The organism is Floridaenema aerugineum BLCC-F46, from assembly GCF_041929345.1.
Taxonomy (GTDB): domain Bacteria; phylum Cyanobacteriota; class Cyanobacteriia; order Cyanobacteriales; family Aerosakkonemataceae; genus Floridanema; species Floridanema aerugineum.
Genome location: NZ_JBHFNQ010000203.1, coordinates 1 through 26,851 on the forward strand (window position 1 = coordinate 1; position 26,851 = coordinate 26,851).

The window sequence follows — 26,851 nt, forward strand, 5'->3', positions numbered from 1 at the left end:
ATTTTTTAATACAGATTCATTTATAAAAACAAATAAAAATTATTTTTAATGGGGTTGGTTTTTGCGATTTAGCGATATTTTTACCTGTGTAAATAGCGCAAAAGCGCAACAACGTACCAAATTTATTCGCCAGTAATTGAAAGTGCATCAACCCAAACTTTTGGGCAAACACCACTGGTAGTTAATTCTGCTTCTTTTTCTACAAAAATGATGGAATTTAAAACTTGGAGAAAATCTCCAGCAACAGTTGCTGCATCGATACTAATTAACTCACCATTTTTGATCATCCAACCATCAAAAGGCAGAGAAAAAGAACCTTGAACTGCTTTAACTCCAGCATGAAAAGCCTTTAATTGATCGATGTAAATCACATTATCCGCAGTTTCTATGCTTAATTCTTGTTCAGGTTGTGCTGACGAAAAAATATGATAAAAGTGCGGGCTAACTGTTACTTTTGCGCCGATACTAGCATTGCCTGTAGGTTGTGCATTCAATCTTTTCGCAGTACCAGCACTGTGAATTAAACCAGTCAAAACCCCATTATTAATGATGGAAATTCGCCTGGTTGGTGTACCTTCATCATCAAAAGTTTCTGCGCCAACATTGCTGGGATGTAACGCATCATCGCAGACACAAAGTAACGGAGAAGCAATTTTTGTTCCCAAGGTTTCAGGAGTCGAGAGACTTTGCTTGTCTAGGATATCTTGAGCATTAAAAATGTTAGAAAAAGCATTCAACAAACTCAAGAAAGCTTTACCCGAAAAAACCACTTGGTATTTACCAGTTTTGACTTTTTCATAATCCAAGTGACTGATAGTTTTCTTGGCAGCTTCTTGCAAGCAACCAGAAATATCTAACTCTTCTAAACTATGGCTAATTCTCACCGCGCCAGCACTGCGAGGTTTTTTCCCTTCCTGCTCAGTTTTAGTGGCAAAATAGATAGAAGAAATAGTGTGAGATTCGTTTCTAACTGCACCTTCACTGTTAACATAAAATCTGTCTACATCTCTTTGAGCTAAACCATTGTAAGGCACACTTGTAATTGCTGGATGAGCAGAAATCAACTCTTTTTCTGCTGCTAATAAAGTTTCAATTAGTTTAGCTGCGGGTGCTTGGATTGCTTTTTCTGTGGATGAATGAGTAATAGGAATAGTTGCTTCGGGGCTAAAGTCGGGAATGTTTTCTTTCGCACCAAAAAAACTGGCTTCTCTAGCAGTTTTTAAAGCTAATTCAATCCCCAAAGGATCGACATCTGTAGTACTAGTAACCCCTAAAGTTTGGTTGTCATTCCACACTCGAACCATTACACCGGAACGACTAGAAGCGTTAACTTGTTTTGGTTCACCTTGATCTACTTGTACGCTAGTTTCATCAACAGTTGAACCGTAAATATCGAACTTTTTAATTCCCAATTTGTGAGCGATTTCTTGGGCGTATCCCGCAATCTCTTGAGTACTTGGCACAACTTTCTCCCTTTGAATTATCATTGCAGAATTTTGGATTTTAGGGATGGTGCGTTACTAACGCACCCTACATCCTTTAGCGTCCGCCAACGGTGATAGAATCGACCTTAATATGTGGTTGTCCAACTGTTACGTAAATGCTGCCACTAATCGAACCGCAAAAACCAGAAGCTAGTTCTAAATCTCTGGAACTCATGGAAATTTTGTTCATGATTTCCTTAGCTTCGCCAATCAAAACTGCACCTTTTAAAGGTTTGGTGATTTTGCCATTTTCGATCAGGTAAGCTTCATCAACTCCGAAGTTAAATTCGCCTGTTGCGCCGACACTACCGCCGCCCATTTTCTTACAGTAAATGCCTTTATCTACGGAATTAAATAAGTCTTCTAGGGAGTAATCTCCGGGTGCAATGTAGGTATTTCGCATCCGAGAAGCAGCAGCATAAGTGTAACCTTGTCTTCTTCCACTTCCGGTTCTAGGATGTCCAGTTCTCATGGAACCTGCGCGATCGGCAATAAAATTCTTCAAAATGCCATTTTCGATCAATAATGTTCTTTGGGTAGGCATTCCTTCGTCGTCCATGTCGATCGTTCCGAAGGCATTTTGCGATCGACCTTCATCCCAAGCAGTTAAATTTTCGTGAGCAATCTTTTCGCCTTTCTTGTCAATAAAAGGAGTAGTTTTGCGTTCAATTTGAGTAGTTTCCAGCAAATGTCCGCAAGCTTCATGAAAAATCACGCCGCCAAACGCATTTGCCATAATAATCGGATAAGTTCCCGATTCTACATAATCAGCATAAAGCATTTTTCCGGCTGATTCTGCTACTTCTTCCGAGTCAGCTTCGTAATTCCAATTCCGCAAAAAGCTAGCATCTCCCGTATTACCGGAACGCTTACCAATGGAAGAACGATTAGCACCATCAGCACACAAAAGATTGTAACCAACCGATTGAGTTAAGCGAATATCACGGGCAAAAGTACCATCACTTGCAGCGACTAAAACTTCTTGCCAATCTCTAAAATAAACGGCGCGACGAGATTGAACGTGATTAGCTTTTTGTTGGAGTTTAGCGTTAGCATCAAGCAGAACTTCGCCCATTTCTTGCATTGAGCTAAATTGAGAAATCCAAGTATCTTTGTTATTTTTAGTGGCGTAATCTCGGAGTAATTCTAAGTTAATTTCGGGGATGTAAGAATTAGGTGCTGGGAGAATTAATCCTTGAATCGAAAGCGCTTTTTCTAATGCTGCTTTTAGTCCCGAAAATGATAGGTCATTGGTGCTAACATAGCAATCAGATTGTCCGCGAAAAACTCTGACACCTGCACCTGTAGAAAGTTTGGGTGAGATGCTAGTAATACCGTCATCTTCTGCTAAACAGCTAATGTAATTGACTCGTTCTAAAAAGAATTCGATAAAATCTGCACCAGCAGCACGTCCCAATCCTAGCAATGTTGCTAAGGGTGCTTCCCAGGTTTCATCAAAGCGATCGCGTGTGGGATTATATGACAAGCTGGGCAATTCTTTGGTCAAAAGTATCGAGGTTGCTAGCATGGGTATTCTGGTTTTAGGGAATCTGTGAACTGAGGCATCCTACCTTTAATTAGTGTAACAAATTTATTTTTTTATGAACCGCAAAGGACGCAAAGAACGCAAAGAGGAAGAGGAAGAGGTTAAAAAAATCTGAAAATCTCTTCATATTCCTCTTTTTCTTTCCTTTGCGTCCTTTGCGTTCTTTGCGGTTAAAAAAACAAAATCAAATAGAACTGCTATAATTACCTTCTATTTTTCCTTCTGCTTCGTGGACTATTGCTCGTAATTTATCTATTATATAGCGATCGACATTTCCCCACAAACCTCGCTGATTTGCTTCTAACAATCTTTCTGCCATATCGCGCAACGCCCAAGGGTTTTTTTGCTCAATAAATGCTTGGACTTCAGGGTTAAATAAATAATTTTCTGCTATTCCTTGATACATGAAATCTTCTACACAGTTTGCTGTTGCATCGTAAGCAAATAAATAATCAACTGTTGCGGACATTTCAAAAGCGCCTTTATAACCGTGACGCATTACGCCAGCTATCCATTTTGGATTAATCACACGGGAACGATAAACTTTCGCAATTTCCGCTTTTAATTGTCTAACTTTGGGATTTTCAGGAATGGAATTATCACCGAAATAAGTTTGGGGATTTTTGCCAGTTAAAGCGCGAACTGATGCAGTTAAACCCCCTTGAAATTGATAGTAATCATCGGAATCTAATAAATCGTGTTCGCGGTTATCTTGGTTATGTAATACTATTTGCATTTGGCGCAATCTTTCGGCAAAAGCTTCTGGTGCTGAGATCCCCCCTAACCCCCCTTGATAAGGGGGGGAATTTTTGTTAGTGCTAGTATAAGCGTAACTACTCCAGTTAATATAAGCACGGGCTAAATCTTGGTCATCTTGCCAATTTTGGGACTCAATTAAACCTTGTAAACCTGCACCATAAGCACCAGGTTTGGAACCGAAGATGCGAAATTGCGATCGCATTTTTGCCTGTTCTTCACTCAACCCAGCAGTTACCCAAACTTCCGTTTCTTGCTTAACTTTTGCCGCTAAAGGGTTATCTTCTGGCGACTCATTTAATGCTGCAACTGCGGTTACTGCTTGGTCAAATAAATCAATTAAATTGGGAAAAGCATCGCGGAAAAAACCCGAAATTCGCAAGGTGACATCAACACGAGGACGACCTAAAACTGAAACTGGTAATATTTCAAAATCTACCACTCGTCGCGCTACTCCATCCCAAATTGGACGCACTCCTAATAATGCTAAAGCTTCTGCTAAATCATCGCCACCTGTTCGCATTGTGGAAGTTCCCCAAATAGATAAACCCAGAGTTTTGGGATATTCTCCATTTTCTTGAGTGTATCTTTCAATTAATACTTCCGCCGCTTTTCGACCAATATCCCAAGCGGTTTCTGTGGGAATGGCGCGAATATCAACTGAGTAAAAGTTGCGTCCAGTTGGTAATACTTCTGGGCGACCTCTTGTAGGTGCGCCTGAAGGTGCGGGAGGAACAAATTTCCCATCTAAACCTTGTAATAAATTGCTGATTTCTTGTGGCGTTTTTTGTAATGCTGGAAGTAGATAATCACCGATCCAAGTTAACTCTTTTTCGGTCATTTTTCCGATGTCATTTGTAATTTGTCCTTGGTTTTCGATTAACTTTTCTACCAAGTTAGCAGCTTGTTCTTCCAAAACTTCCACCACATCGCCAACAGTCCGATATTTTTCACCAATTACCAATGACAAATCATCTGTTAAAGGGTCAATTTCTAAACCCCAATCTTTAGCAATGGCGCGAGTTAAACCGATTCTATTACTACCAGGATGTCGCGCAATAGCAACAATTAAATCTCTTAATTGTCGCCCTTGGGGACATTGCCCAAAAATATGTAACCCATCCCGAATTTGCGCCTCTTTCAATTCACACAAATAACCATCCATTTTAGGAATCACCGCTGTTAATTCCTCAGTCCCCAATCTTGTAGGACAGGCATCTTGCCTGTCAGGCAATTCCAATCCCAATTGCCTGTCATCCAATGCCAATTCCAATTGCAAATTCTCTTCTAATATTAGCTGAGAAATCCGATCGCAAATCACCCCCAACCGCGAAGGGTCTAAATTTTGCGCCTCGTAATATTCATCAATTAAATTTTCTAACTTGTGCAAATTTCCATACAATTCTGCCCTCGTCATTGGCGGCGTTAAATGGTCAATAATCACCGCTTGGGCGCGACGTTTCGCTTGGGAACCTTCACCAGGATCGTTAACAATAAAAGGGTAGAAATGCGGAATTGCGCCTAATGCTACTTCGGGATAACAATTACTCGAAAGGGCGACACTTTTACCGGGCAACCATTCCAAATTACCATGTTTTCCGACATGAACGATCGCATCTGCCCCAAAATGCTTTCTCACCCAATAATAAAAAGCTAAATAATCATGAGTTGGTTCTAAATCTGGCGCATGATAATTTAAACTCGGATCGAGATCGTAACCCCGACTTGGTTGAATTCCTACAAAAACATTACCTAATTGAATTCCCGGAATCGGAAAATCTCTTACTTCAACAATTCCCCATCTTTCAATTATCCCTTGTTGAACGGACAAAGGAAGATTAGCAAAATATTCTTGGTATTCTGTTAAAGATAACACTTGATTTGGCGATCGCAACTCCTTTCCTTCCAAATCATTAGTAACTCCCGCAGTTAATCTATTAATTAAATCATCTCCAGTTTCCGGCAAATTTCCCAGCACATAACCTGCATTTTCTAAAGCTTGCAGAATTTCCACGCAACTAGCAGGAGTATCCAAACCTACACCATTTGCTAACCTGCCGTCGCGAGTGGGATAATTAGCTAAAATTAAAGCTACCTTACGTTCTGCTGGAATTTTTTGCCGCAACTTTACCCAACTTACTGCTAACTCAGCAACAAAATTAACTCTCTCTAAATTAGGTTCATATCCAACTACATCTGTTTCTAAACTAGGATGTTTAGACTGCACTGCTTTAAAAGAAACTACCCGACTAATAACTCTCCCATCTACTTCTGGTAACGCCACATTCATCGCCATATCTCTAGGCGAAAGTCCCTGAAAACCAGATTCCCATTGTTCTGCTGTTCCCCCGCTAAAAATTACTTGTAAAACTGGAATATCTGAGAAATTTGGCGTTAATTCAAAATTGTTAATTTTCCGTTCAAAATTATTAACTGAAAAGCTGGTAGTATTAAGTAAAATTTGAATTGGTGCCGCATCTTTTGGGTAAAAATATTCCTCCAACTCCGCTTGCACATCGGGATCTCGCAAAGAAGAAACAAAAACTGGTACAGGTGCTAGGTTTTTTGTCATTAAAGCATGACATAAAGCATCAATTGGTGCGGTATTTCCTGCTAAATAATGAGCGCGGTAAAATAAAATACCAACTTTGCTAATTAAATTTAAGTGTTTATACTCTGTTCCTGACTGTTCTTGCTGCCAAGAATAGATTCCTACTCGCCGAACTTCCTGCGGAGGCGGGGGATTGTAATTTGTTTGGCAGCAAACATCAACAACAAACTTTAAAGCATTGACAAAATTATTTACACCGCCCTCGTTGAAATAGCGCCACAATTGATTTACCCCGACGAGGGAAACATTAGAATGACTGATTAAATCGGAGTCTGGACGGTCATCCCCTGGCATGATAATTAACTTTGCCTTTGTTTGTTGTACCGTCTCCCGCACCACTTCTAAACCATAAGACCAGTAGGAACGTCCTCCAAGTAGGCGAATAATGATAATCTGGGCTTTTGCTAATACTTGGGTGGCGTAAGTATCAATACTCAGTTGTTGCTGTAATTGTAAAAGATTGACGACTCGCAGTTCGGGAAAATCTGCTGGGAGTTTGCCCACAGCCGCTGCTAAAGTTTGAATATCCGTATCCGCAGCCGTGAGGAATACAATAGGAGCAGGCGTTTGCTCAATGAAAATCACTCCTTGTTCTGTAAAATTCCATCCTCCGGGGGTAGCAGCTAAACGATGCACAAGTTTACCTCAATGATTACGGTTTTTTACGAGCTTTCGGCTATACATTAGTAAAAGAAACTGTTTATACTTGCCTTAATCCATGATGAATCATTAAGAACCATGATTGGAGTCAGATTTAGTAAAGCTTACTGCTTCTTTATGTAAACGGCTAAAATGCTGAGTTATCAAAATTTTATTTTACGTCGGAATTTATCGCTAACCTCTTTTAATGGACTGCGAACCGTGTTTGGGCAAATGGCACAAAGGGTCGGAGAAGGTAATTTGCTGTTGACTGAAGATGTGCTATCTACCCTGACAGTTAGACCACAACAAATAGAGGAAAAATTTATTTTGTTGGTGTCAGAACAGTTTAGTGGTCTACTGGTGGCAACGCAACGATTAGAAGAGAGTTCGTGGTCAGATGCAGAAGATAAATTATACCAGGTAGGATTAACTTTTGCACCAGAAGCGATCGCAGAATTTCTCGCTCAGTTAACTAGTTTCCTCAAAGATCATCCGCTGGCAGAAAAAACTCTTCAAGAAGCAAGTCAAATTTTGGGCCCCAATGATGCTAATCTGCAAAGCGAATTTACTCTTTCCTTGCTGGAACTTATTGCAAATGAAAATAAAAAAATCATTTCTGAACAGACAATCTATCCTTTTGTTTCTGTCTGTAAACCTGTGCATGAAGCTTTAGAACAACAGGTGGAACAAGAGCGATTATTGAATCAGGTAACAACCCAAATTCGCCAGAGTTTAGAATTACCTGTAATCTTAGAAACAGCTGTAGAACAGGTCAGGAATTTTTTACAGACCGATCGCTTATTAATTTATCAGTTTGAACAACCTTTATCTTCAGTTAAAAGCATAGAATTCACCGAAAAAGATATTTTAAGTTTTTATGAACAAGCGGCAAGACAAGAATTACATCCAGAAGAAGCGAATTTAATTAAACCAGAAAATGACAATCAATTAGAGCAGGACTTTGAGCAGGAAGTAAGCGATCGCAAAATTTGGGGACGAGTTACTTATGAAGCCAGATATTCTCATGATATCCCCTCAGTCTTAGGTTTTTCTGAAGAAGAACGTTGTTTTACTTATGTACCAAACTGTCGAGAAAGATACCGAAAAGGCTTCACTTTAGCAGTCAAAGATACTGAAACTGCCTATATTTTTCATCCCTGCTTATTGCAGTTAATGCGGCATTGTCAAGTGAGAGCAAAGTTAGTTGTACCAATTTTAATTCAAGAACAACTTTGGGGTTTATTAATTGCTCACCAATGTTTTGAACCGCGCCAATGGCAGGATAAAGAGAAAAAATTCTTGTCCCATATTGCTGAACATTTGGCGATCGCAATTTACCAAGCACAACTTTATGCCGAAGTTCAACAACAAAAACAAACATTAGAAAAAAGGGTGATCGATCGCACCCAAGAACTACATGATGCCATGCTTTTGGCACAATCAGCTAACCGCGCCAAAACCGAATTCTTAGCCACAATGAGTCATGAATTACGCACACCTTTAACCTGTGTAATCGGCTTATCTGCTACCCTATTAAGATGGTCTTTTGGGCAACTAAGTCAAAAACAAAGAGACTATTTACAAAGCATTCACGACAACGGCGAACACCTCCTCGAATTAATTAACGATATTTTAGAATTATCTCAACTAGAAGCTGGGAAAACTGTTTTAAACATCAGCGAATTTTCTCTCTCGCAATTAGCACATCAAGAAATCATCAACTTGAAACCAAAAGCTAATCAAAGAGGAGTAGAATTAGCAATAGCAGTTAAACTTGATGCCAAAAGCGATCGCTTTTTAGCCGATGACAGAAGAGTGAGACAAATTCTCTACAACTTATTAAGTAACGGCATTAAATTTACTCCCCAAGGAGGCAGAGTAATATTGCGAGTTTGGCGAGAAGGCGATCGCGCAGTTTTGCAAGTAGAAGATACAGGAATAGGCATCCCCGAACACCAAAAACATTTGCTTTTCCAAAAATTCCAACAACTAGATAGTTCCTACCGTCGTCAATACGAAGGAACTGGATTAGGATTAGCTTTAACTAAACAATTGGTAGAACTTCATGACGGGAGAATTGAAGTTAACTCTACTGTTGATGTTGGTTCAATTTTTACTGTGTGGTTGCCAAAACAACAATCCCTCATTAACCAGAAAACTGAATCTCAATCATCATCTTATACTAAAGAAGAAAGATTAATCAACCTAAACTTTCCCGCCGGAAGAATCGTTGTTATTGAAAATCATGAAGAAACAGCCACTTTAATTTGTGAAATTTTAACTGCGGCTGGCTTTCAAGTAGTATGGTTATTAGAAGCGTCTACGGCAATGAAGCAAATAGAAATTTTGCAACCTTTAATAGTGATTTTGGACTTGCAACTCCCAGGAACTAATGGCAAAGAATTAGTTGAACAAATTCGCAGTTTACCCGATATGCAGGATGTAAAAATCCTAGCTTTAACCAACAAAATCTCATCGGAAAATCTAGTATTAGGAGCAAACAATTACTTAGGCAAACCGATTTTACCCCAAAGTTTATTACACAAAATTCAACTACTAATGACGAATCATATAAATGAATAAAAACTCATTACAATCATTAAATAAAAGTTTAATAGTTTCCTGTCAAGCGCCAGTAGAATCTCCCCTACACGATCCTTATGTGATTGCAGCAATGGCAAAAGCAGCGGTACTGGGTGGCGCAGCAGCAGTCAGAATCGATACACCAGCACATATAACAGCAACAAGCCAAAAAATATCAGCCCCAATTATCGGACTTTGGAAACAACAAATCCCTGGCTATGATGTGTATATTACCCCACAATTTACTCATGCAGAAGCGATCGCAATAGCCGGAGCAGATATCATAGCAATTGACGCTACCTTGAGAGAACGCCCCAATCAAGAACAACTAACAACAATAATCTCCCGCATTCACCAAGAATTAGGCAAATTAGTCATGGCAGATATAGACACCTTAGAAGCAGCAATAGCCGCTGCCAATGCGGGTGCTGATATCGTCGGTACTACCCTTTACGGCTACACAAAAGAAACAAAACACCTCTCCCCCCCAGGCTTTCAATTATTAGCAGAAATGGTGCAAAAACTCCAAGTTCCCGTAATTTGTGAAGGCGGAATTTCCTCCCCAGAAATGGCAAAACAAGCCCTAAAAATCGGCGCTTTCGCCGTAGTCGTCGGCACCGATATTACCGGAATTGATGCCAAACTCAAACAGTACGTAGTTGCGCTTTAGCGCTAGTAAGAGCGCTGAAGCGCAACAACATACAAGGTACGTTGTTGCGCTTTAGCGCTAGGAAGAGCGCTGAAGCGCAACTACGTACCTTGTTAACTAATTCCGGCTAATTTTCTTTGCCAAATAATCATATTAGAACCAATCACCGGGGAACGAGCTACCAGCCTACCTTGAGTATCGTTAATTTCCAACTTCTCAAAGTCCAATTCTTGAGAACGTTGCCACATCTGGGCAGCTAACCGATCCTGTTTCGCAGAATCAAAAGTGTACCAATCATTAGCAACTCGAAGACTTAAAAAATTATTCGGAAAATCAGCTTTAATTCCCACAATTAAACCATCAGCAAATCCACCCACAATATCAGTAACTTGGTTTTGAATTGCCACAATTAAAGTTTGTTCCGGTGTCAATACAGGCGGTGGTGGTGGCAAAGTTTCTATTATTTCCGGTGGCTGAGGTTCTGTTAATTCCAGCGGCGCTTCAATTCCTGATGCTACCTTTTCCTCCTCTGGTACAGGTGTGAATACAGGAGTTTCTGACGGTGAGGTAATTTCCGACGGTACAGGAATTTCGGAAACTGGGGTTTCTTCCGGTAGTACAGCCACTTCCGGTGGTGCTTCCAGTGGTGCTTCCGGTGGTATTGTCACCTCTGACGGTGCGCTAGGAATTGTGGGGGGAACTTCCGCAACTTGTGGTGGTTTGGCGGGCGAAAGTAGGGAATTTACCCAGAATATGAGGATTAATACTAGAGCGATCGCACCAGTCAACACCGTATCATTAGGCAACTTTTGCCGCACCGACTCCGGCAAAATCTGACGTACCTTCGTCAAAAAACCCGTCCACAAACCCCATATTTTAGCCAAAAAACTCGCCTTTTTCTCCACTGGCGCTGCCTTAGCCTTAGTTTCTGCCGTTGACACAGGCGCAGCAGTCGTTGCTGCTGGTAACGTTTCCCCCACCGGAGTAGAAACATTTATTCCCTGTGCTGGTAACGTATCTGTTAACGGACTCGGAACAGTTAATTCCTCTGCTGATAACGTATCGGTTAACGGACTCGGAACAGTTAATTCCTCTGCTGATAACGTATCTGTTAACGGACTGGGAACATTTAATTCCTCTGCTGATAACGTATCTGTTAACGGACTGGGAACATTTAATTCCTCTGCTGGTAACGTATCTGTTAGCGGACTCGGAACAGGTACAGCTGTTTCTGGTGGCAAACTAGCAGCAGCGGGTATAGTGTCCTGAGTGCTAACTTCCGGCTGCTTTGGTTGATCTTGTGACATGAAATCTTTTCCTGGGCGAACCACGACAGATTTAGGACTTACGCAACTAAAACGATCGTAGTCTGCGTCAGACCTAGAATCTTTAAATTAAGGGAGATTTTAGCTTTTCTGACGCACCTGACAAACTTATGTAAGTTTGACAGCTTTAGTCCTAAGATTCTTACAGAATGCTCTCTCCTGCCCTAATCTATCATCTGCTATTCTGCTTTTGAGCGAGTTATTGAGTTTAAGAATTTATTATGAACTTCAAGCGTCGTCAGTTCCTAGTTTTGGGCGGTTTAACTGGTTTGGGATTCAGCTTTTTAGGTAAACTTCTGCAAAGTTCCCCAGCCAAAAGTGCAGATACCCAATTATCCAACGCCGTCCCCCAATTAGCCACCCCAACCACACCACCCCTATTCAGATTCGTTTCCGTCGCGGATACGGGTACTGGTACAAAAAGTCAGTATGACGTAGCAGAAGCTATGTCTCGCTATCACCAAAAAAATCCCTACAATTTAGTAATTTTGGCAGGAGACAACATCTATAATCACGGGGAAATCGAAAAAATTGAAGCAGTTTTTGAGCGTCCTTATCAATACTTATTAAATAAAGGAGTAACATTTCGTGCTTGTTTAGGTAATCACGATATTGCCACACAAAATGGCGATCCTCAAGTTAAGTATGCTGGGTTTAATATGCCAAGTCGCTACTATACTTTTCGCCATGACTCTGTACAATTTTTTGCTTTAGATACTAATGATAATGCTGATTGGAAAAATCAGATGGTTTGGTTAGAAAAAGAACTAAGTCGTAGCGATGCGCCCTGGAAAATTGTTTTTGGGCATCACCAGATTTATTCTTCTGGTGTTTATGGGGTGAATCAACCTTTTATTAAGACTTTGACTCCGCTTTTCCAAAAGTACAAAGTGCAACTTTATATTAATGGTCATGAGCATAATTATGAACGGACTCGTTCTATTAATGGCACAACTTACATGATCACTGGTGGAGGCGCAGGAACTCGCCCAGTCGGACGTTCTGATTTTACGGAATATTCAGCAAGTCGCCTCAGTTTTGCAACTTATGATGTGTATCGCGATCGCATTTTGATTAGCGCCATTGGGACCGATCATTTAGTGTTCGATCGAGGCGTGATTACTTTGTAGGTTTTGGTGAAAAAGTATGAGAGTAAAAAAATTAAAAATTTCCTCATTTCGAGGAATTGTAAATTTAACATTGGATTTTTCACCGGAAGAACCAACCGTATTTATCGGCAACAATGGAGTTGGTAAATCTAGTATTCTTGATTGTCTCGCTGTTATGTTGTCATGGTTAGCAAAGAGAATTAAATTTGATCCTGAAGCTAGTAACGCATACTTTAGACTTCTTGACAGAAGTATGCTCAGCGAGAGGGAACTAGCTGAAGGACGTTATTTCATCAACCAGGATATCAAAAATGGACACCAAGAGACTTCCACCGAAATAACAATTTTAGTTGACTCGATTAGGGAAGTAAACTGGTCACTCAATAAAGACAAAAAAGACATTATTCAATTTTCAGACAAAACCTTTGAAGAATTAGACCACTTTGCTAAAAGTATTAGAGTGCAGTGGAAAAATAATCCTGAAATAAGCATACCTTTAACAGTCTACTATCCTGTTAATCGTGCGGTTCTCAATATTCCCTTAGAGATGCTTCCAGAGGAAGACTTATTTGAACTAAATGCTTACGATCAAGGACTTAATGGAGTACAAATTAGTTTCGATAGCTTCTTTCGATGGTTCAGAAAGTTGGAAGATTTGGAGAATGAGGAACGGCGAGATAACCATGATTATCGAAACAGCCAATTAGAATCAGTTAGACAGGCAATTTATTCACTAATACCAGAATTTTCTAACCTGCGTGTTCGGCGTTCTCCGCTGCGAATGACAGTTAGAAAACAAGGTCAAGAATTTACAGTAAATCAATTATCAGATGGGGAAAAATGCTTGTTAGCAATGGTAGGAGATTTAGCAAGGCGTTTAGCAATTGCTAATCCAGGTTTATCTAATCCTTTAGAAGGTGAAGGAGTAGTTTTAATAGACGAAATAGAACTACATCTTCACCCCAAATGGCAACGGGAAATTATTCCAGCATTAACTAGAACTTTCCCTAATTGTCAATTTATTGTAACTACTCATTCGCCCCAAGTAGTTAGTCATGTGAAACCAGAAGGAATTTTCATTTTAGAAGCAACATCTGAAGGTATAATTGCTAAAAAACCAGAAAGCTCTTTTGGTAGAGATAGCAATCAAATTCTAGAAGATATTATGGGTGTTCCCGATCGTCCACAGCAAATTAAAGACAGTCTGCGTCAACTATTTCAACTAATAGATGCCGGAAATCTAGACGCTGCAAAAGAATTGCGCCATCAAATATCTGAAGAAATTGGCTCTGATGAACCGGAGTTTGTGAGAGCAGATGTACTGATGCGGCGAAAGGAAATTTTCAATCGATGAAGTACATCAGAAAAGGTAAAGAACCAGAAGAATTTACTAATTGGAAGAACTTAGAAAATGATGACTGGAAACCTAATTGGGATGATAACTTCCAAGCACCCGAAAAACCTATTGTCCATGAAGCTTTGCTAAAAGAACAAGGTTATCTTTGTTGTTATTGTGGAATGGGTATTAACAGGAAAAACAGTCATATTGAACATTTAAAACCCCGTACTAATTACCCAGATTTAGCTCTAGATTACACAAATCTGATTGCTTCATGTCAAGGAGAAAGTGAACAACCTCCTCCTCAACCTGTACATTGTGGACATAAGAAACGCTACTGGTATGATGAAAATCTCATGGTTTCGCCTTTAGATATTAACTGTGAGAATTGTTTTAGATATTCTGGTTTTGGAGATATCTTAGCAACAAATGAATCAAGTAAAAAAGCTGCTGCTGAAACGAGTATTGAAAAATTAGGATTAAATATTCCCAAGCTGACGAGGATGCGTCGTGAAGCAATTGATGGAATTTTGCAAGCTGTTCAAGGTTTAACAAATGAGGAGATAAAGGAGTTTGCGGAAGCTTTAGAAAAGCTGGATACTAATGGACAGCGTACACCTTTTTGTTTTGCTATTACTTATATCATAAATAAATATTTGATTCCTTAATAATTCATCACCAAAAGCTCTTTGATTTTTCCCCGTTTACTACCATGAGAATTAATCGCTCTTGTCGCCAAGATTTCGTCACTGGGAAAATCTCTGTATAATTCCCGGATAAATTCACAATCTGAATTAGATAACATGACTTTTACGCCTTTGCTAGTAAGTTCTACAAATACATCTTTTAATTTAACTTGTTCGACTTCGGTAAAAGCAAAACGGCTGTAAGCTGTAAAATTACTAGTTGTACTTATGGGATAATATGGTGGGTCAAAATAAACAAAGTCATCTTTTTTAGCCCAGCGCAAAACTTCTGTAAACCCAGAGACTTGAATTTTACTCGATCGCAGAACCTCAGAAACAGAACGCAGTAAATCAGGCTGACAAATTTGTGGATTCTTATATTTTCCCATTGGCACGTTAAATTTACCTTGGGAATTTTCTCGATATAATCCATTGAAACAAGTTTTGTTCAAATAAATTAACCGAGCAGCTTTTTCCAGAGAGGTTTGGTAATTTTGCGATCGCATCCAGTAATAATAATCTTTATCATGTTTCTCCTGATGCAAAGCTAACAACTCAATTAGCGACTCCACATCATCTCTCACACAACAATAAACATTAATTAACTCTGGATTAATATCACTCAAAACCGCTGCTGGGGGCAACAGATGAAAAAATACCGCCCCTCCACCTAAAAACGGCTCATAATAAGTGTTAAACTCTTGGGGAAAAAAGGGAATATATTGCCCAATTAGCTGACTTTTACCACCTGCCCACTTGAGAAAAGGACGAGGAGAAACAGATTTTGCCGGATCATTCAACATTCGGTTAGCGATTAATCGATCGGGGTTTACAATTGTTAAATCTAGAGTTTGTTAGAGTGTAGGAGTGACCTGCGTGGACAATCCCGACCTCGCCAGAAAGCGATCGCGAGTAGTACCCTCATTCGAGGATATCCCAGAGGCTTTACGGGAAGCGCCAATTACAGTAACCCAGCGTCGGAGGCACAAGTTCTGGCTGATTGCAGGACTAACAGGACTGGGAGTAATTGCTCTGTTTGCTGGATTTTTGTTTGCCACTTTCTTATCCTCAGAGCCAAATATAATTACCGCTAATAACAGTCAGAGTAAAGATAATCCCAAAACACCCGCAGCCGCCCAATCAGGCAATGTATCGACCAAACAGCCTGATATAGTTGTAGGACAATCTGGACATTTCGCTTATCTTGAAGCCCCACCCCAACAATTACAATCAATTACAGCCGATGGTCGGATTAAATTACGTCAACCAGCAGCCCAGAAATTTAAAGCAATGGTAGCAGCAGCTAGAGCGCAGGGAATTATTTTAGTACCTATTTCTGGTTTTCGGTCTGTAGCAGAGCAGCAACACCTGTTTTTTGACGTAAAAGCCCAACGAGGACAAGCAGCAGCCGAACGAGCATCAGTCAGCGCCCCTCCAGGTTACAGCGAACATCACACAGGTTACGCTGTTGATATTGGTGATGGCAATGTCCCCGCAACCAACTTGAGCCCCAATTTTGAAAACACAGCTGCTTTTAAGTGGCTAAAAGCAAACGCCCCTCGCTTTAGCTTTGAGTTGTCTTTCCCCAAAAACAATCCCCAAGGCGTAAGTTACGAACCTTGGCATTGGCGTTTTGTCGGGGATAGGCAAAGCCTAGAAACATTCTACAAAGCCAAAAATCTCGATCCGGCTCGGAAGTAGGAGATTCAGGGACACAGGGGCACAGGGGACGCTGCAGACGCTCGGATCAGGACTTAACTGCATCCCAGGACAAGACTATTACCCAAGTAGTGTCTGATTGGATAGATACGCTTCCTTTCGATAAAAACTTGTCCAAGGTGGAGAAATTTGATGAGGAATGAGCAGGAATTTGGCTATTTAGTTAAGCTCTCCTCAACTCAAAACTCAAAACTTTCCCCAGTTGTAGGGGCGATTCATGAATCGCCTCTACAGTCTGTAGGGGCAATTCATGAATTGCCCCTACATCTCAAAACTTTCTTCTACCTTCTGCCTTGTGCCCTCTGCCTTGAGCCTTCACTTCTGCCTTCGCTTTTGCCTTCTGTCTTCTTTCCTTTTTCCTTTGCTTGGGCGGCTTCTTTTTGCCTGAAGTAGGCTTCTAAAACTTTTAGGACTTTGGGGGCGCAAAAACTACCACCACCGCCGCCGGAGTGTTCCCCAAATGCGACTACAACAATTTCAGGATTATCTGCTGGGGCATAAGCACCGAACCAAGTGTGGACTTTTTTGCCATGTCCGACTTCGGAAGTGCCACTTTTACCCGCAGCTGGAGGAATTGTTGGTACATTCAAAGCTTTCCCTGTACCTGTAGTTACTGTAGCTCGTAAACCTTTCTGGAGAACTTCTACGGTTTTGGGCTTCATATTTAAAGATTCCCGCCAGCTTCTGGCTTCCTCGTTATCTTTGAGGATGTGAGGTTGGACGCGATAACCGCCATTGGCAGGGACGGCAAACATGACTGCTACTTGTAATGGTGTGGTTTGTAAGAAGCCTTGACCGATCGACATATTCACAGTATCGCCAACTGTCCATTCATATTTCAACCGCCTCAGTTTCCACTCATTATCCGGGACTAAACCAGCAACTTCTTCTTTTTTCAACTCTACGCCTGTTTCTTTCCCAAAGCCAAACTTTCTCGTCCAATCAATCAAAGTTGGCCCACCGACTCGCATCCCCACTTGGTAAAAGAAGGTGTCGCTACTCCACTTCATTGCTCCCACAAATCCCAAGGGGCCAAATCCGGCTCGGTTCCAATCAGCAAACCAAATTCCCCCTACCCTAATCGCTGGGTAGGTTCGCAAGATTGTATCTGGAGAAAACTTACCTGATTCTAAAGCCGCTGCTGTGGTGACAATTTTAAATGTACTGGCGGGGGGAAACGCTTGCAGCGATCGATTGACAAAAGGATGATCTTTTGCTTGCACCTTTCTCCAAGTTTCTTTGTCAATCCGCGAGGAAAAAATATTCGGGTCAAAGGCGGGACGAGAAACCATTGCTAAAATTGCCCCATTTCTGGGGTCCATTGCGATGATTGAGCCTTTATGTTGTCCTAAAATCCCTTCGGCTGCCTTTTGTAATTCCAAGTCTAGGGTTAATTGCACGTTCTTCCCCGGCTTAGAGGGCTTTTCGCCCAAAATCCTGATGATTTGCCCGCGCCCATCTACTTCCACTTGTTGCCCACCCCAAGTGCCCCGCAATGTTGATTCAAAGGCATATTCGACTCCCATTTGCCCAACTACATCACCCATGCGGTACCCTTCTTTGCGGCGTTTGTAGAGTTCGACATCGCTTAATTCACCTGTGTAACCGAGTACGTGAGCAGCTACTTCGCCGTTGGGGTAAACCCGCAAGGCTTCAATATCGACGCTGACTCCTTGTAGTTCGTTTCTCGATTCCTCTAGGGCGGTAATTTGCTCAGGAGAGATATCTCTGGCAATTCTGACTAGGGTGGTAGCGTTTTCTCCTCCGGCGACTCGCTTTTGAATATCTGCTTCTGGAATGTCTAAAATCTGCGATAGGCGTTGGCGTGTCTTGGGCCAATGGGTGTCTTTATTGACTAGGGGCCAAAGGTATACTGAACGTGCTAGACGGCTACTGGCGAGGATTCTGCCTTTGCGATCGAAAATGTTACCTCGTTCCGGTTGTTTGGGCATCAACCGAATCCGATTGTTTTCCGCTAATTCCCGGTTGCGTTTTCCTTCTACCAATTGCAGGTAAGCAAGACGACTACCAAGGGCTCCCACTAGTGTCAGGGAGATAACGATCATCACAATCAGCGATTGGTAACTACGTCCTACGGTACGAGTTCTCAGTTGGTTGTCTAGTGAGGAAGACTGAATCAGAGCCATATAGCAGAAGTTGACAGATGTTAAACGCCGAAAATCAATATTCTGGGAAAGTTATACCAGGTGCGAAGTCAAAGCAAAACAATACCTTTAAGAAATAGCACCAATGTCTATTTTTGACCAGCTGTGCATCTGGCTATAGCTTAGGGCAGAATGTCAAAATAAGCCAAGAACTTTTTTGCTCCTGAATCAGTTGATTCAATCTGTTTTAATTTTGTAACTAGGGCATCTCTACAGGAAGTCGCCATTATGTCTCAAATTGCCGTCCAGAATCAAGATGCGAAGTACACTCACAATACGCTGGATGTTGAACTGCGTAAGGTTTTTAAGGTTTTTAATGGAGAAACTGCTGTTCGTGGAGTTGACTTGAATATCCACCAAGGCGAATTTTTTAGTATTCTTGGCCCTTCTGGGTGCGGTAAAACCACTACCTTACGTTTAATTGCTGGTTTTGAGTCGCCTTCTGCTGGTGAGGTGTTGATTCAAAATCAGTCGATGACTCATGTTCCTCCTTACCGTCGTCCAGTTAATACGGTGTTTCAAAGTTATGCGCTGTTTAATCATTTGACGGTGTGGGAAAATGTGGCTTTTGGTTTACGTATTAAACGTCTCAATAAAGCTGCGGTTGCCGATCGCGTTAAAAGTGCTCTCAAATTAGTCAAAATGGAATCATTAGCTAACCGTTTTCCCACTCAACTTTCGGGAGGTCAACAGCAACGAGTCGCTTTAGCTAGGGCTTTGGTTAATCGTCCCGCTGTGTTGTTGTTGGATGAACCTTTGGGCGCTTTGGATTTGAAATTGCGGAAGGAAATGCAAGTAGAATTATCAAATCTTCACCGAGATTTGGGGTTAACTTTTGTCATGGTAACTCACGATCAAGAAGAAGCTTTGAGTTTGAGCGATCGCATTTCTGTCATGCACGAAGGTAAAATCGAACAAATCGGTAGTCCTAGCGAAATTTATGAACGTCCCCAAACTGCTTTTGTCGCTGATTTTATCGGTGATACTAATCTGTTTCGCGGTCGGGCGATCGCTACTGAAGGTTCAGATTTACAAGTTTTGACCGATAATAAAATGAAAATCTTTGTCCAAAAACAGGAATCTGCTCCGGTTTTTCAGTCTCAAGATCCTGTTGTGGTGAGTGTACGACCGGAGAAAATTAAACTCAGTTTTGAGGCTCCTTGTTTAAAAGGTAACTGTTTTTCTGGACAGTTAAAAAATGTTATGTATTTGGGAACTCATGTTCATTGTTTGGTAGAACTTAATTCTGGCGATCGCCTGACGGTAATGCAAGCTAATAATTTCGCTATACCGGATATGAATCAACCTGTCTATGTTTACTGGAATACTAGCGATTGTCTGGCTTTAGTCAATAGTTGAATCAGCTGATTAAATCCAGAACTTCCTCTGATTCAATCATGCCCAATTGAGCGGGATAAACAGTAAAATGCTGGGATTAGATCAATTTTTGCAAGAGTTAGAATCTCACTGTCCAAAAAAAGCGATCGCTACTTTCCTCAACAGTGAAGGAGAATGCTTTGTCGTCGATTTAACCCGGGAAGCAGACAAAGTAAAATATGGTTACGATCGTCGTGCTAAAGCATTATTTAGAAAAAAGATCGGTCAAGGTTGTCATCCTTATGGTTCTCTGATTTTACGTTCTTTTACTGCGGAAATCGATCATCTGACTCATTTACCTTATAAGGAACTCCGGGGTTATATTCTCAAATCCTTTGACGATCACTTAGAATTTGAAAAACTTTCTCCCGAAATGTTATTCGCCTGTCAAAATACCGATGCCGAAACAGGCGAACCTTTACCCTTAGAACAATCAGTGCGCTACTGTTAAAGCAGTAGGAAAAATCGCTCGCCATCTACCAATTTAACAATGAAAAGTCTGTCTCTAAAACGACGTAATTTTCTCAAAACAGCAGTAGCAGCTACTTCAGGATTAGTGCTTTCTAGTTGTGGCTGGACTTTGGCTCAAGTAAGACCTGCCCCCAGTGACAAAGCTAATCCTAATAAATTATATATTTACACTTGGTCTGGTTATACTAATAGCGAGTTACTCAACAAATTTACAGAAAATACTGGTGTAGCAGCAATAGCCAATGTTTTTGATTCTAATGAGGCTATGTTAGCTAAAGTTCAGGCGGGTGGTGGTGCTGACTATAGCATTATTTATCCTTCTGATTATATGGTCAGACAAATGTTAGAGTTGGGTTTATTAAGGGAATTAGACCCCGATCGCCTCAGTGGTTTAAATTATTTGATGCCCCAATTTAAAAACCCTGAATATGACCCAGAAAATCGTCATAGTGTACCAGTTAGTTGGGGAACAACTGGCTTAGTTTATAATAGCAAAAAACTCGCGAAACCGCCAGAAGATTGGGATTATTTATGGCAGAATCAACAAATATTATCTAAACGCATGACTTTAATGGATGACGTGCGGGAAGTGATGGGGGCGACTTTGCGTTCTCTAGGTTATTCTTATAATTCAACTAATACCCTAGAAGTGAGACAAGCTTATGAAAAATTGAAGATTTTAAAACCTGCGATCGCATCTTTTACCACCGATGCTTGGAAAGAACAAATATTAGCAGGAGACTTATTAATAGCAATGGGTTATTCAGCGGATGCGATGGAAGTAATTGAAGAAAACCCAGATTTAAAATATGCAATTCCCCGCAGTGGAACATCTTTGTGGACAGACACAATGGTAATTCCCAAAAATGCACCCAATCCCGAAGCAGCTTATGCTTGGATTAATTTTATGTTAGAACCTTCTGTTGCGGCACTAGTTACAGAAACTTTAAACTTTGCCACAGCAAATAATACCGCACTCAAACAGTTACCAGAAAAAATAATCAAAAATACTACCTTATTTCCCCCTGAATCAGTGATAGCAAAATCAGAAAGAATAACTCCAGTTGGTAAATTTAGTGAAGTTTACGATAACTACTGGACTCAACTAAGAAGCAGCTAAAATTACCAATCAAAACCCCAATCTCAAATCTAAAATCTCAAACTAAAATCGAACTGTGTCTACCCAAATTCCCTCTGTAAATCCTAGCTCTAATCCACCTGTTCCCGCCAAAAATCCCAGTGGAAAAGTTGGTCAACGTTGGTGGGAACCTCTATTACTACTTGGCCCTTCTGGGTTATGGTTATTACTGTTATTAGTACTTCCCACCCTAGTAATTTTTGAATTAAGTTTAGTTCCGGGAATTAAACCTGGACAGGTAGTAAATCCTTCGGGAATAGCCAACTATATCCAAGCATTTCAACCAGTATATCTGAGGGTAATAGGGCGATCGCTCTTTTTAGCCTTCGGAACCACAATAATTTGCCTAATTTTAGGATTTCCTGTAGCTTATTGGATTGCTTTATTGAGTCCAAAAAGATGGCGAAATCTACTTTTAGTCGCCTTTGTTTTACCCTTGTGGACTTCTTCTTTGTTAAGAACTTACGCCTGGATTACCATATTACGTCGCAGTGGCGTTTTCAATACAATCCTGGGTAGTATTGGCATTCCCCCATTAGATATTCTGTACACCGATACAGCAGTTCTCATCGGTATGAGTTACGGATTATTACCGTACATGGTATTAATTTTGTATGCTTCTTTAGAGAAATTAGACCGCAGATTATTAGAAGCAGCAGCAGACTTAGGCGCAAATCCAGTTCAGACATTTTTAAAAGTTACCATACCGCAAAGTTTACCAGGAATTGCAGCAGGTTCCTTGCTAGTTTTTATTACTGGATTAGGCGATTTTGTCGATCCAGAATTGTTAGGTGGTGCTTCCAGTATGACCGTTTCTCGACTGATTTATAACCAATTTTTGGGGGCGACACAAAATTGGGGATTTGGTTCAGCATTGAGTATGTTATTAATTATGGCAGTTAGTATTGCGATCGCGCTTTTAATCCGATTTGGCGAAACAACTCCCCAGCGTTAGGGACAGGGGATTAGCGTAGGGGTAATTCATGAATTACCCCTACGACTGAGAAAAGTATAAAAATTTTGCCGAAAATATTAACAAATTGACACTAGTAAAAATCAACTTGACATGATACTATCTAAATAATGGAAAAGGTGCGCTCATATATACTATTTTAAATTGGCTAACGGGTGTAAACTACATAAAATACCCAGAGCTAAACTACCTACTACCCATCAAGGTGCATGACCAATCCTCAGACCGAATTCGATACTCCTTGGAAAGATATTTTACAAGGCTATTTTGAAGAATTTATATTATTCTTTTTCCCGGAAGCTCATCAAGAAATCGATTGGACGCGCCCCCCGGAATTTCTAGATAAGGAACTACAACAAGTGGTGCGGGATGCGGAATTAGGGCGAAGATTGGTTGATAAACTGGTAAAGATTTATCTTAAAAATGGTTCAGAAGTTTGGGTTTTGCTTCATGTAGAAGTGCAGAGTCAAGAAGAAACTGACTTTGCCGAGAGGATGTTTACTTATAATTATCGAATATACGATCGCTACAAGAAGTCGGTAGCTTCTCTAGCCGTGTTAGGTGACGAGCGAAAAAACTGGCGACCCGAACAATTTGGCTATGAATTATTTGGATGCGAAATCAGATTCAGATTTCCCGTAGTGAAATTGCTCGACTACCAACAACAATGGTCAGCTTTAGCAGAAAACCGCAACCCCTTTGCTACTGTAGTAATGGCACACTTGAAAGCTCTGGAAACCCGCGATAATAGAACTGAGCGTAAAGAGTGGAAATTAGCTTTAACTAGACGGTTGTACGAACAAGGTTATGAACGGAAAGATATCATAAATATATTCCAGTTTATAGACTGGATAATGAGCCTTCCACAAGAATTAGATCGAGAGTTTTGGCAAGAAGTAATTCAATTAGAAGGAGAAAGACGTATGCCGTATATCACCAGCGTTGAAAGATTTGGAATTGAAAAGGGTATTGAACAAGGCATTGAGCAAGGTATTCAGCAAAGCCGACAACAGATGAAACAGATACTTTTAGAAAGTATTGAATTAGGGTTAGAGTTAAAATTTGGTGAGCTTGGATTAAGCTTGTTACCGGAAATTTCCCTTCTAGAAGATGTAGATCAATTAAGAGCGATTCACACTGGGTTGAGAACGGCGAGTACAGTAGAGGAGTTGCGGCTAATTTATCAGCAACAGTCGTAAAATTTTGCTGTTTTGTCATTGTTTTAATACTTCCTTTTTCAGGAAAGGTAGAGATTGGGGAATTAGTAGGCCCGATCGCACTTAAATCAACTAAGTGCGATCGGCAAAAGTATAAAAATTTTGCCGAAAATCTTAACAAATTAGCACTAGTAAAAATTCACTTGACATGATACTATCTAGATAATGGAAAAGGTCTGCTCATATATACTAATTTTTCAAACTAAAAACCCTTGTGAGGTAGAAAGCAATTCCACTTTCTGCCAAACAAAACTCTAGCTAACTATGCAAATATGTCAAAATCCGAATTGCCCAAATCCCTTTAATCCTGACGGCAATCGCTTCTGTAGTTATTGTGGTGCAAACAATCTTGGTACATTATTTAGAAACCGCTTTCGGGTAATTGGATTAATTGGTGAAGGCGGATTTGGCAGAACTTACCAAGCAGAGGATGTAGATAAATTGGATGATCCTTGTGTGATCAAACAATTTGTTCCTCAAGTGCAGGGAACAGCAGCATTAAACAAAGCAGCAGAACTGTTTAAACAGGAAGCAAAGCGACTTTTTGAATTAGGCGATCGTCATTCCCAAATTCCTCGATTGATTGCTTACTTTGAACAAGGAACTCGCCTTTACTTGGTGCAGGAGTTTATCAAGGGACAAACTTTATTAGAAGAAGTGCAACAAGGTGCTTTTAATGAAGAGCAGATTTTGCAGGTTTTGAACGATTTATTACCTGTGCTGAAATTTATTCACGAAAGCAACGTCATTCATCGAGATATTAAACCAGACAATATTATCCGTCGCCAAAGAGATGGGAAATTAGTATTAATTGATTTTGGTGGCGCAAAGCAAGTAACTCAGACTAGTTTAGCTAAGCCTGGAACAGAAATTTTCACTCGTGGATATGCACCTATTGAACAAATGTTAGGTCGTCCTTGTCATGGTAGCGACTTATATAGTTTGGGTGCAACTTGCGTGCGGTTGTTAACAAGATGTTTACCTGTTCCCGATATTTTTGGCGACCTTGACGATCCGTTGTATGATGCTCATGAAGCGCGTTGGTTATGGCGGGAATATCTTCATAAAAAAGGCGTAAAAGTTAGCAATCAACTGGGGGAAGTTTTAGATAAGTTATTGGCGCAGTGCAAATCGTTACAGGAACGAGTCGGACAGTAGGTGGTGGAACTACGGGTTTCGTGTAGTTGCTGTCACTTCTAACTAAACTCTTTAGCCCTTTTCCCTCTTCCTTCTCTTTCCTTTGTGTTCTTTGCGTCCTTTGCGGTTCAAAAAAAATCTTTCCCACAAATCAAAAAGAACAGCTACTCAAGAAGTCAGCGGTTTGAGATAACTGTAGAGCAAAATATGCTTTTTTAATGAACCGCGAAGGACGCAAAGAACGCGAAGGAAAGAGAAGAAAAGAGGTTGTTAAGGTGTGTTATGGTTGCACGTAACACAGGATACGGATTTGAGTGCAAGATCGAGGAATAGAGAAATAACACCCAATCCGGTAAATTAGAAAGTTGTGAAGCACGAAACAGACGACGGGCTCATGCCTAAACTACAGTCCCAGGAAAAACCCCGCTTTTATTGGCAGTTACTTTTCTCGCTGCTAATGTTTGTTTATATGTACTTACCAATCCTGGTACTAGCTTTTTTCAGTTTTAACGAATCTCGCTTTAGTGCTAGTTGGGAAGGTTTTACACTGAAATGGTATCAACAGCTATTTCGAGACCAGCGGATTCTCTCAGCTTTACAGAATAGCTTGATTGTGGCTGTTTCTGCGGTGGGAATTGCGGCTGTGATTGGGACGCTGATGGCTGTAGGTTTGGCGCGGTATCGCTTTCGGGGAAAAACTTTGTATCGGGGGGTTTCTTACCTGCCTTTGATTATTCCAGATATTGCGATCGCAGTCGCCACCCTAGTCTTCCTCGCCGTCGTCCAAATCCGCCTCAGCATTTGGACTATCGTCGCCGCCCACGTTGTCTTTTGTCTCGCCTACGTCGGACTAGTTGTGTCTACCCGCCTCGCAGATTTAGACCCCCACTTAGAAGAAGCAGCACTCGATTTAGGCGCAACACCCAGACAAGCATTCTTACAAGTATTATTACCCGAACTTATGCCCGGAATCATCTCCGGCTGTCTCCTCGCCTTCGTCCTCAGTTTAGATGACTTCCTGATTGCTAGTTTTACCGCAGGTAGCGGCGCAACTACTTTACCAATGGAAATTTTTAGTCGCATTCGTACAGGGGTTAAACCCGATATTAACGCCCTCAGCGTCATCCTAATGTTAATTTCTGGTGTAGTTTTCTTCCTCGCTGAATCTATCCGTTACCAAAGTGCGGAAAAACGGTTAAAGCAATAAATTAACTTAAAATTGACCTAATTTAAGCACTTCAACCCATTGTTAAATCTTCCGAACAATGGGCTTTTAGGTTAACTAAGAACAACTAGAATGGCTATAACGGGATGGTGCGTTACACTGGCGTTAACGCACCCTACGGATAAAGGTTTTGGGTAGTCATACGAATATTAAAGTACAAAAAAACAAGCTAAAAAAAATGATATGGAAACTCAAACATTGAATTTAAAGCAACTTTATGAAAATGAGTACGATCGCTGGTTAACAGAAATAGTTAAACTCCTCAAAAATCGCGACTTAGAAAACTTAGATTATGACAATTTAATTGAGGAGTTGGAAGCATTGGGACGCAGCGAAAGAAATGCTGTTAAAAGTTTGCTATTACAGATTATTGTTCATCTAATGCTGTATCAATTTTGGCAATTAGAAACAGAGAGAAACGCAAATCAATGGGCGGCAGAAATTATTACTTTTAGAGTTCAGTTAGAAGATAAACTTACCACTAATTTACGAAATTATTTAGCAGATGAGTTGCCCAAAATCTACCAAAATGCTTTACTGATTGTTCATAAAAAAACTCAGCTTACTTCTCTACCAGAACAATGTCCTTATTCTCTCAATCAATTACTTGATAAAAATTGGTTTCCCAATTAAGTAGGTGTAAATAAAGTGATAATAGTTATTTAAGGATGGGGCGGGCAGGATGCCCACCCCACAAGA

General features: G+C 40.6%; 19 protein-coding genes and 1 pseudogene. 14 read left to right on the forward strand and 6 right to left on the reverse strand.

Annotation, left to right across the window (positions count from 1 at the left end; all coding sequences use genetic code 11):
* Nucleotides 1–122: 122 nt before the first annotated feature.
* From ACE1CC_RS26555 to cobN, 3 genes are all read right to left on the reverse strand, one after another.
* Nucleotides 123–1,463, reverse strand: coding sequence for a TldD/PmbA family protein (locus ACE1CC_RS26555; RefSeq protein WP_413273441.1), 1,341 nt, complete (start codon nt 1,461–1,463; stop codon nt 123–125).
* Nucleotides 1,464–1,539: 76 nt separating this feature from the next.
* Nucleotides 1,540–3,012, reverse strand: coding sequence for a TldD/PmbA family protein (locus tag ACE1CC_RS26560; RefSeq protein ID WP_413273442.1), 1,473 nt, complete (start codon nt 3,010–3,012; stop codon nt 1,540–1,542).
* Nucleotides 3,013–3,214: 202 nt separating this feature from the next.
* Nucleotides 3,215–7,033, reverse strand: a complete 3,819-nt coding sequence (gene cobN / locus ACE1CC_RS26565; RefSeq protein WP_413273443.1) for a cobaltochelatase subunit CobN — start codon at nt 7,031–7,033, stop codon at nt 3,215–3,217.
* A gap of 156 nt (nt 7,034–7,189) precedes the next feature.
* Between cobN and ACE1CC_RS26570 the strand changes: the two genes are divergently transcribed.
* The gene (locus ACE1CC_RS26570; protein WP_413273444.1) at nt 7,190–9,622 is read left to right on the forward strand and encodes a hybrid sensor histidine kinase/response regulator; all 2,433 of its coding nucleotides are present in this window, start codon (nt 7,190–7,192) and stop codon (nt 9,620–9,622) included.
* On the forward strand, nt 9,615–10,292 hold the full coding sequence (locus tag ACE1CC_RS26575) for an N-acetylmannosamine-6-phosphate 2-epimerase (protein WP_413273445.1): 678 nt from the start codon (nt 9,615–9,617) through the stop codon (nt 10,290–10,292). Before ACE1CC_RS26570 ends, ACE1CC_RS26575 begins: the two co-directional genes overlap by 8 nt.
* A gap of 92 nt (nt 10,293–10,384) precedes the next feature.
* On the opposite strand, the gene ACE1CC_RS26580 is transcribed toward ACE1CC_RS26575, so the two are convergent.
* A complete protein-coding gene (locus tag ACE1CC_RS26580) occupies nt 10,385–11,578 on the reverse strand; it encodes a hypothetical protein (RefSeq protein WP_413273446.1) in 1,194 nt (397 codons plus the stop codon).
* A 239-nt stretch (nt 11,579–11,817) separates the two neighbouring features.
* Here ACE1CC_RS26580 and ACE1CC_RS26585 point away from each other — a divergent pair, with 239 nt between their 5' ends.
* Genes ACE1CC_RS26585 through ACE1CC_RS26595 form a run of 3 tightly spaced genes read left to right on the forward strand, consistent with a single transcriptional unit; the run spans nt 11,818 to nt 14,712 of the window.
* Nucleotides 11,818–12,726, forward strand: a complete 909-nt coding sequence (locus tag ACE1CC_RS26585) for a metallophosphoesterase (protein ID WP_413273447.1) — start codon at nt 11,818–11,820, stop codon at nt 12,724–12,726.
* Between the two features lie 16 nt (nt 12,727–12,742).
* Nucleotides 12,743–14,059 (forward strand): AAA family ATPase, encoded by a 1,317-nt coding sequence (locus ACE1CC_RS26590; RefSeq protein ID WP_413273448.1) that lies wholly within the window; start codon nt 12,743–12,745, stop codon nt 14,057–14,059.
* Nucleotides 14,056–14,712 (forward strand): retron system putative HNH endonuclease, encoded by a 657-nt coding sequence (locus ACE1CC_RS26595; protein ID WP_413273449.1) that lies wholly within the window; start codon nt 14,056–14,058, stop codon nt 14,710–14,712. Before ACE1CC_RS26590 ends, ACE1CC_RS26595 begins: the two co-directional genes overlap by 4 nt.
* Here ACE1CC_RS26595 and ACE1CC_RS26600 read toward each other — a convergent pair.
* The gene (locus ACE1CC_RS26600) at nt 14,709–15,533 is read right to left on the reverse strand and encodes a DNA adenine methylase (RefSeq protein ID WP_413273450.1); all 825 of its coding nucleotides are present in this window, start codon (nt 15,531–15,533) and stop codon (nt 14,709–14,711) included. The genes ACE1CC_RS26595 and ACE1CC_RS26600 overlap by 4 nt on opposite strands.
* Nucleotides 15,534–15,606: 73 nt before the next feature.
* Between ACE1CC_RS26600 and ACE1CC_RS26605 the strand changes: the two genes are divergently transcribed.
* A complete protein-coding gene (locus ACE1CC_RS26605; RefSeq protein ID WP_413273451.1) occupies nt 15,607–16,431 on the forward strand; it encodes a M15 family metallopeptidase in 825 nt (274 codons plus the stop codon).
* 299 nt (nt 16,432–16,730) lie between these two features.
* Here ACE1CC_RS26605 and mrdA read toward each other — a convergent pair whose 3' ends face one another.
* The gene (gene mrdA / locus ACE1CC_RS26610; RefSeq protein ID WP_413273452.1) at nt 16,731–18,596 is read right to left on the reverse strand and encodes a penicillin-binding protein 2; all 1,866 of its coding nucleotides are present in this window, start codon (nt 18,594–18,596) and stop codon (nt 16,731–16,733) included.
* A 246-nt stretch (nt 18,597–18,842) separates the two neighbouring features.
* Here mrdA and ACE1CC_RS26615 point away from each other — a divergent pair, with 246 nt between their 5' ends.
* The 8 genes and pseudogenes from ACE1CC_RS26615 (at nt 18,843) to ACE1CC_RS26650 (ending at nt 26,785) form a co-directional block, all read left to right on the forward strand.
* Nucleotides 18,843–19,973: an ABC transporter ATP-binding protein gene (locus tag ACE1CC_RS26615; RefSeq protein ID WP_413273453.1), complete on the forward strand. Its 1,131-nt coding sequence runs from the start codon at nt 18,843–18,845 to the stop codon at nt 19,971–19,973.
* A gap of 67 nt (nt 19,974–20,040) precedes the next feature.
* A complete protein-coding gene (locus tag ACE1CC_RS26620) occupies nt 20,041–20,442 on the forward strand; it encodes a hypothetical protein (RefSeq protein ID WP_413273454.1) in 402 nt (133 codons plus the stop codon).
* Nucleotides 20,443–20,481: 39 nt separating this feature from the next.
* Complete coding sequence (locus ACE1CC_RS26625; RefSeq protein WP_413273455.1) at nt 20,482–21,582, forward strand: ABC transporter substrate-binding protein; 1,101 nt, start codon at nt 20,482–20,484, stop codon at nt 21,580–21,582.
* A gap of 55 nt (nt 21,583–21,637) precedes the next feature.
* Nucleotides 21,638–22,555: an ABC transporter permease gene (locus ACE1CC_RS26630; RefSeq protein ID WP_413273456.1), complete on the forward strand. Its 918-nt coding sequence runs from the start codon at nt 21,638–21,640 to the stop codon at nt 22,553–22,555.
* Between the two features lie 227 nt (nt 22,556–22,782).
* On the forward strand, nt 22,783–23,772 hold the full coding sequence (locus tag ACE1CC_RS26635; RefSeq protein WP_413273457.1) for an RpnC/YadD family protein: 990 nt from the start codon (nt 22,783–22,785) through the stop codon (nt 23,770–23,772).
* A 282-nt stretch (nt 23,773–24,054) separates the two neighbouring features.
* Nucleotides 24,055–24,924: pseudogene (locus ACE1CC_RS26640) on the forward strand (protein kinase domain-containing protein); the annotation flags it as partial.
* A 397-nt stretch (nt 24,925–25,321) separates the two neighbouring features.
* Entirely contained in the window at nt 25,322–26,134 is an 813-nt protein-coding gene (locus ACE1CC_RS26645; RefSeq protein WP_413273459.1) for an ABC transporter permease, read from the forward strand.
* Between the two features lie 201 nt (nt 26,135–26,335).
* Nucleotides 26,336–26,785 (forward strand): DUF29 domain-containing protein, encoded by a 450-nt coding sequence (locus tag ACE1CC_RS26650; RefSeq protein WP_413273460.1) that lies wholly within the window; start codon nt 26,336–26,338, stop codon nt 26,783–26,785.
* Nucleotides 26,786–26,851: the final 66 nt, after the last annotated feature.

What these genes read in the sequence shown, in the direction of transcription:
- ACE1CC_RS26600 (WP_413273450.1), bottom strand. Translation starts at nt 15,533, where the DNA reads ATGTTGAATGATCCGGCAAAATCTGTTTCTCCTCGTCCTTTTCTCAAG.
- ACE1CC_RS26570 (WP_413273444.1), top strand. Translation starts at nt 7,190, where the DNA reads ATGCTGAGTTATCAAAATTTTATTTTACGTCGGAATTTATCGCTAACC.
- ACE1CC_RS26585 (WP_413273447.1), top strand. Translation starts at nt 11,818, where the DNA reads ATGAACTTCAAGCGTCGTCAGTTCCTAGTTTTGGGCGGTTTAACTGGT.
- mrdA (WP_413273452.1), bottom strand. Translation starts at nt 18,596, where the DNA reads ATGGCTCTGATTCAGTCTTCCTCACTAGACAACCAACTGAGAACTCGT.
- ACE1CC_RS26635 (WP_413273457.1), top strand. Translation starts at nt 22,783, where the DNA reads ATGACCAATCCTCAGACCGAATTCGATACTCCTTGGAAAGATATTTTA.
- ACE1CC_RS26625 (WP_413273455.1), top strand. Translation starts at nt 20,482, where the DNA reads ATGAAAAGTCTGTCTCTAAAACGACGTAATTTTCTCAAAACAGCAGTA.
- ACE1CC_RS26560 (WP_413273442.1), bottom strand. Translation starts at nt 3,012, where the DNA reads ATGCTAGCAACCTCGATACTTTTGACCAAAGAATTGCCCAGCTTGTCA.
- ACE1CC_RS26595 (WP_413273449.1), top strand. Translation starts at nt 14,056, where the DNA reads ATGAAGTACATCAGAAAAGGTAAAGAACCAGAAGAATTTACTAATTGG.
- ACE1CC_RS26590 (WP_413273448.1), top strand. Translation starts at nt 12,743, where the DNA reads ATGAGAGTAAAAAAATTAAAAATTTCCTCATTTCGAGGAATTGTAAAT.
- ACE1CC_RS26580 (WP_413273446.1), bottom strand. Translation starts at nt 11,578, where the DNA reads ATGTCACAAGATCAACCAAAGCAGCCGGAAGTTAGCACTCAGGACACT.
- ACE1CC_RS26650 (WP_413273460.1), top strand. Translation starts at nt 26,336, where the DNA reads ATGGAAACTCAAACATTGAATTTAAAGCAACTTTATGAAAATGAGTAC.
- ACE1CC_RS26615 (WP_413273453.1), top strand. Translation starts at nt 18,843, where the DNA reads ATGTCTCAAATTGCCGTCCAGAATCAAGATGCGAAGTACACTCACAAT.
- ACE1CC_RS26620 (WP_413273454.1), top strand. Translation starts at nt 20,041, where the DNA reads ATGCTGGGATTAGATCAATTTTTGCAAGAGTTAGAATCTCACTGTCCA.
- ACE1CC_RS26575 (WP_413273445.1), top strand. Translation starts at nt 9,615, where the DNA reads ATGAATAAAAACTCATTACAATCATTAAATAAAAGTTTAATAGTTTCC.
- ACE1CC_RS26645 (WP_413273459.1), top strand. Translation starts at nt 25,322, where the DNA reads ATGCCTAAACTACAGTCCCAGGAAAAACCCCGCTTTTATTGGCAGTTA.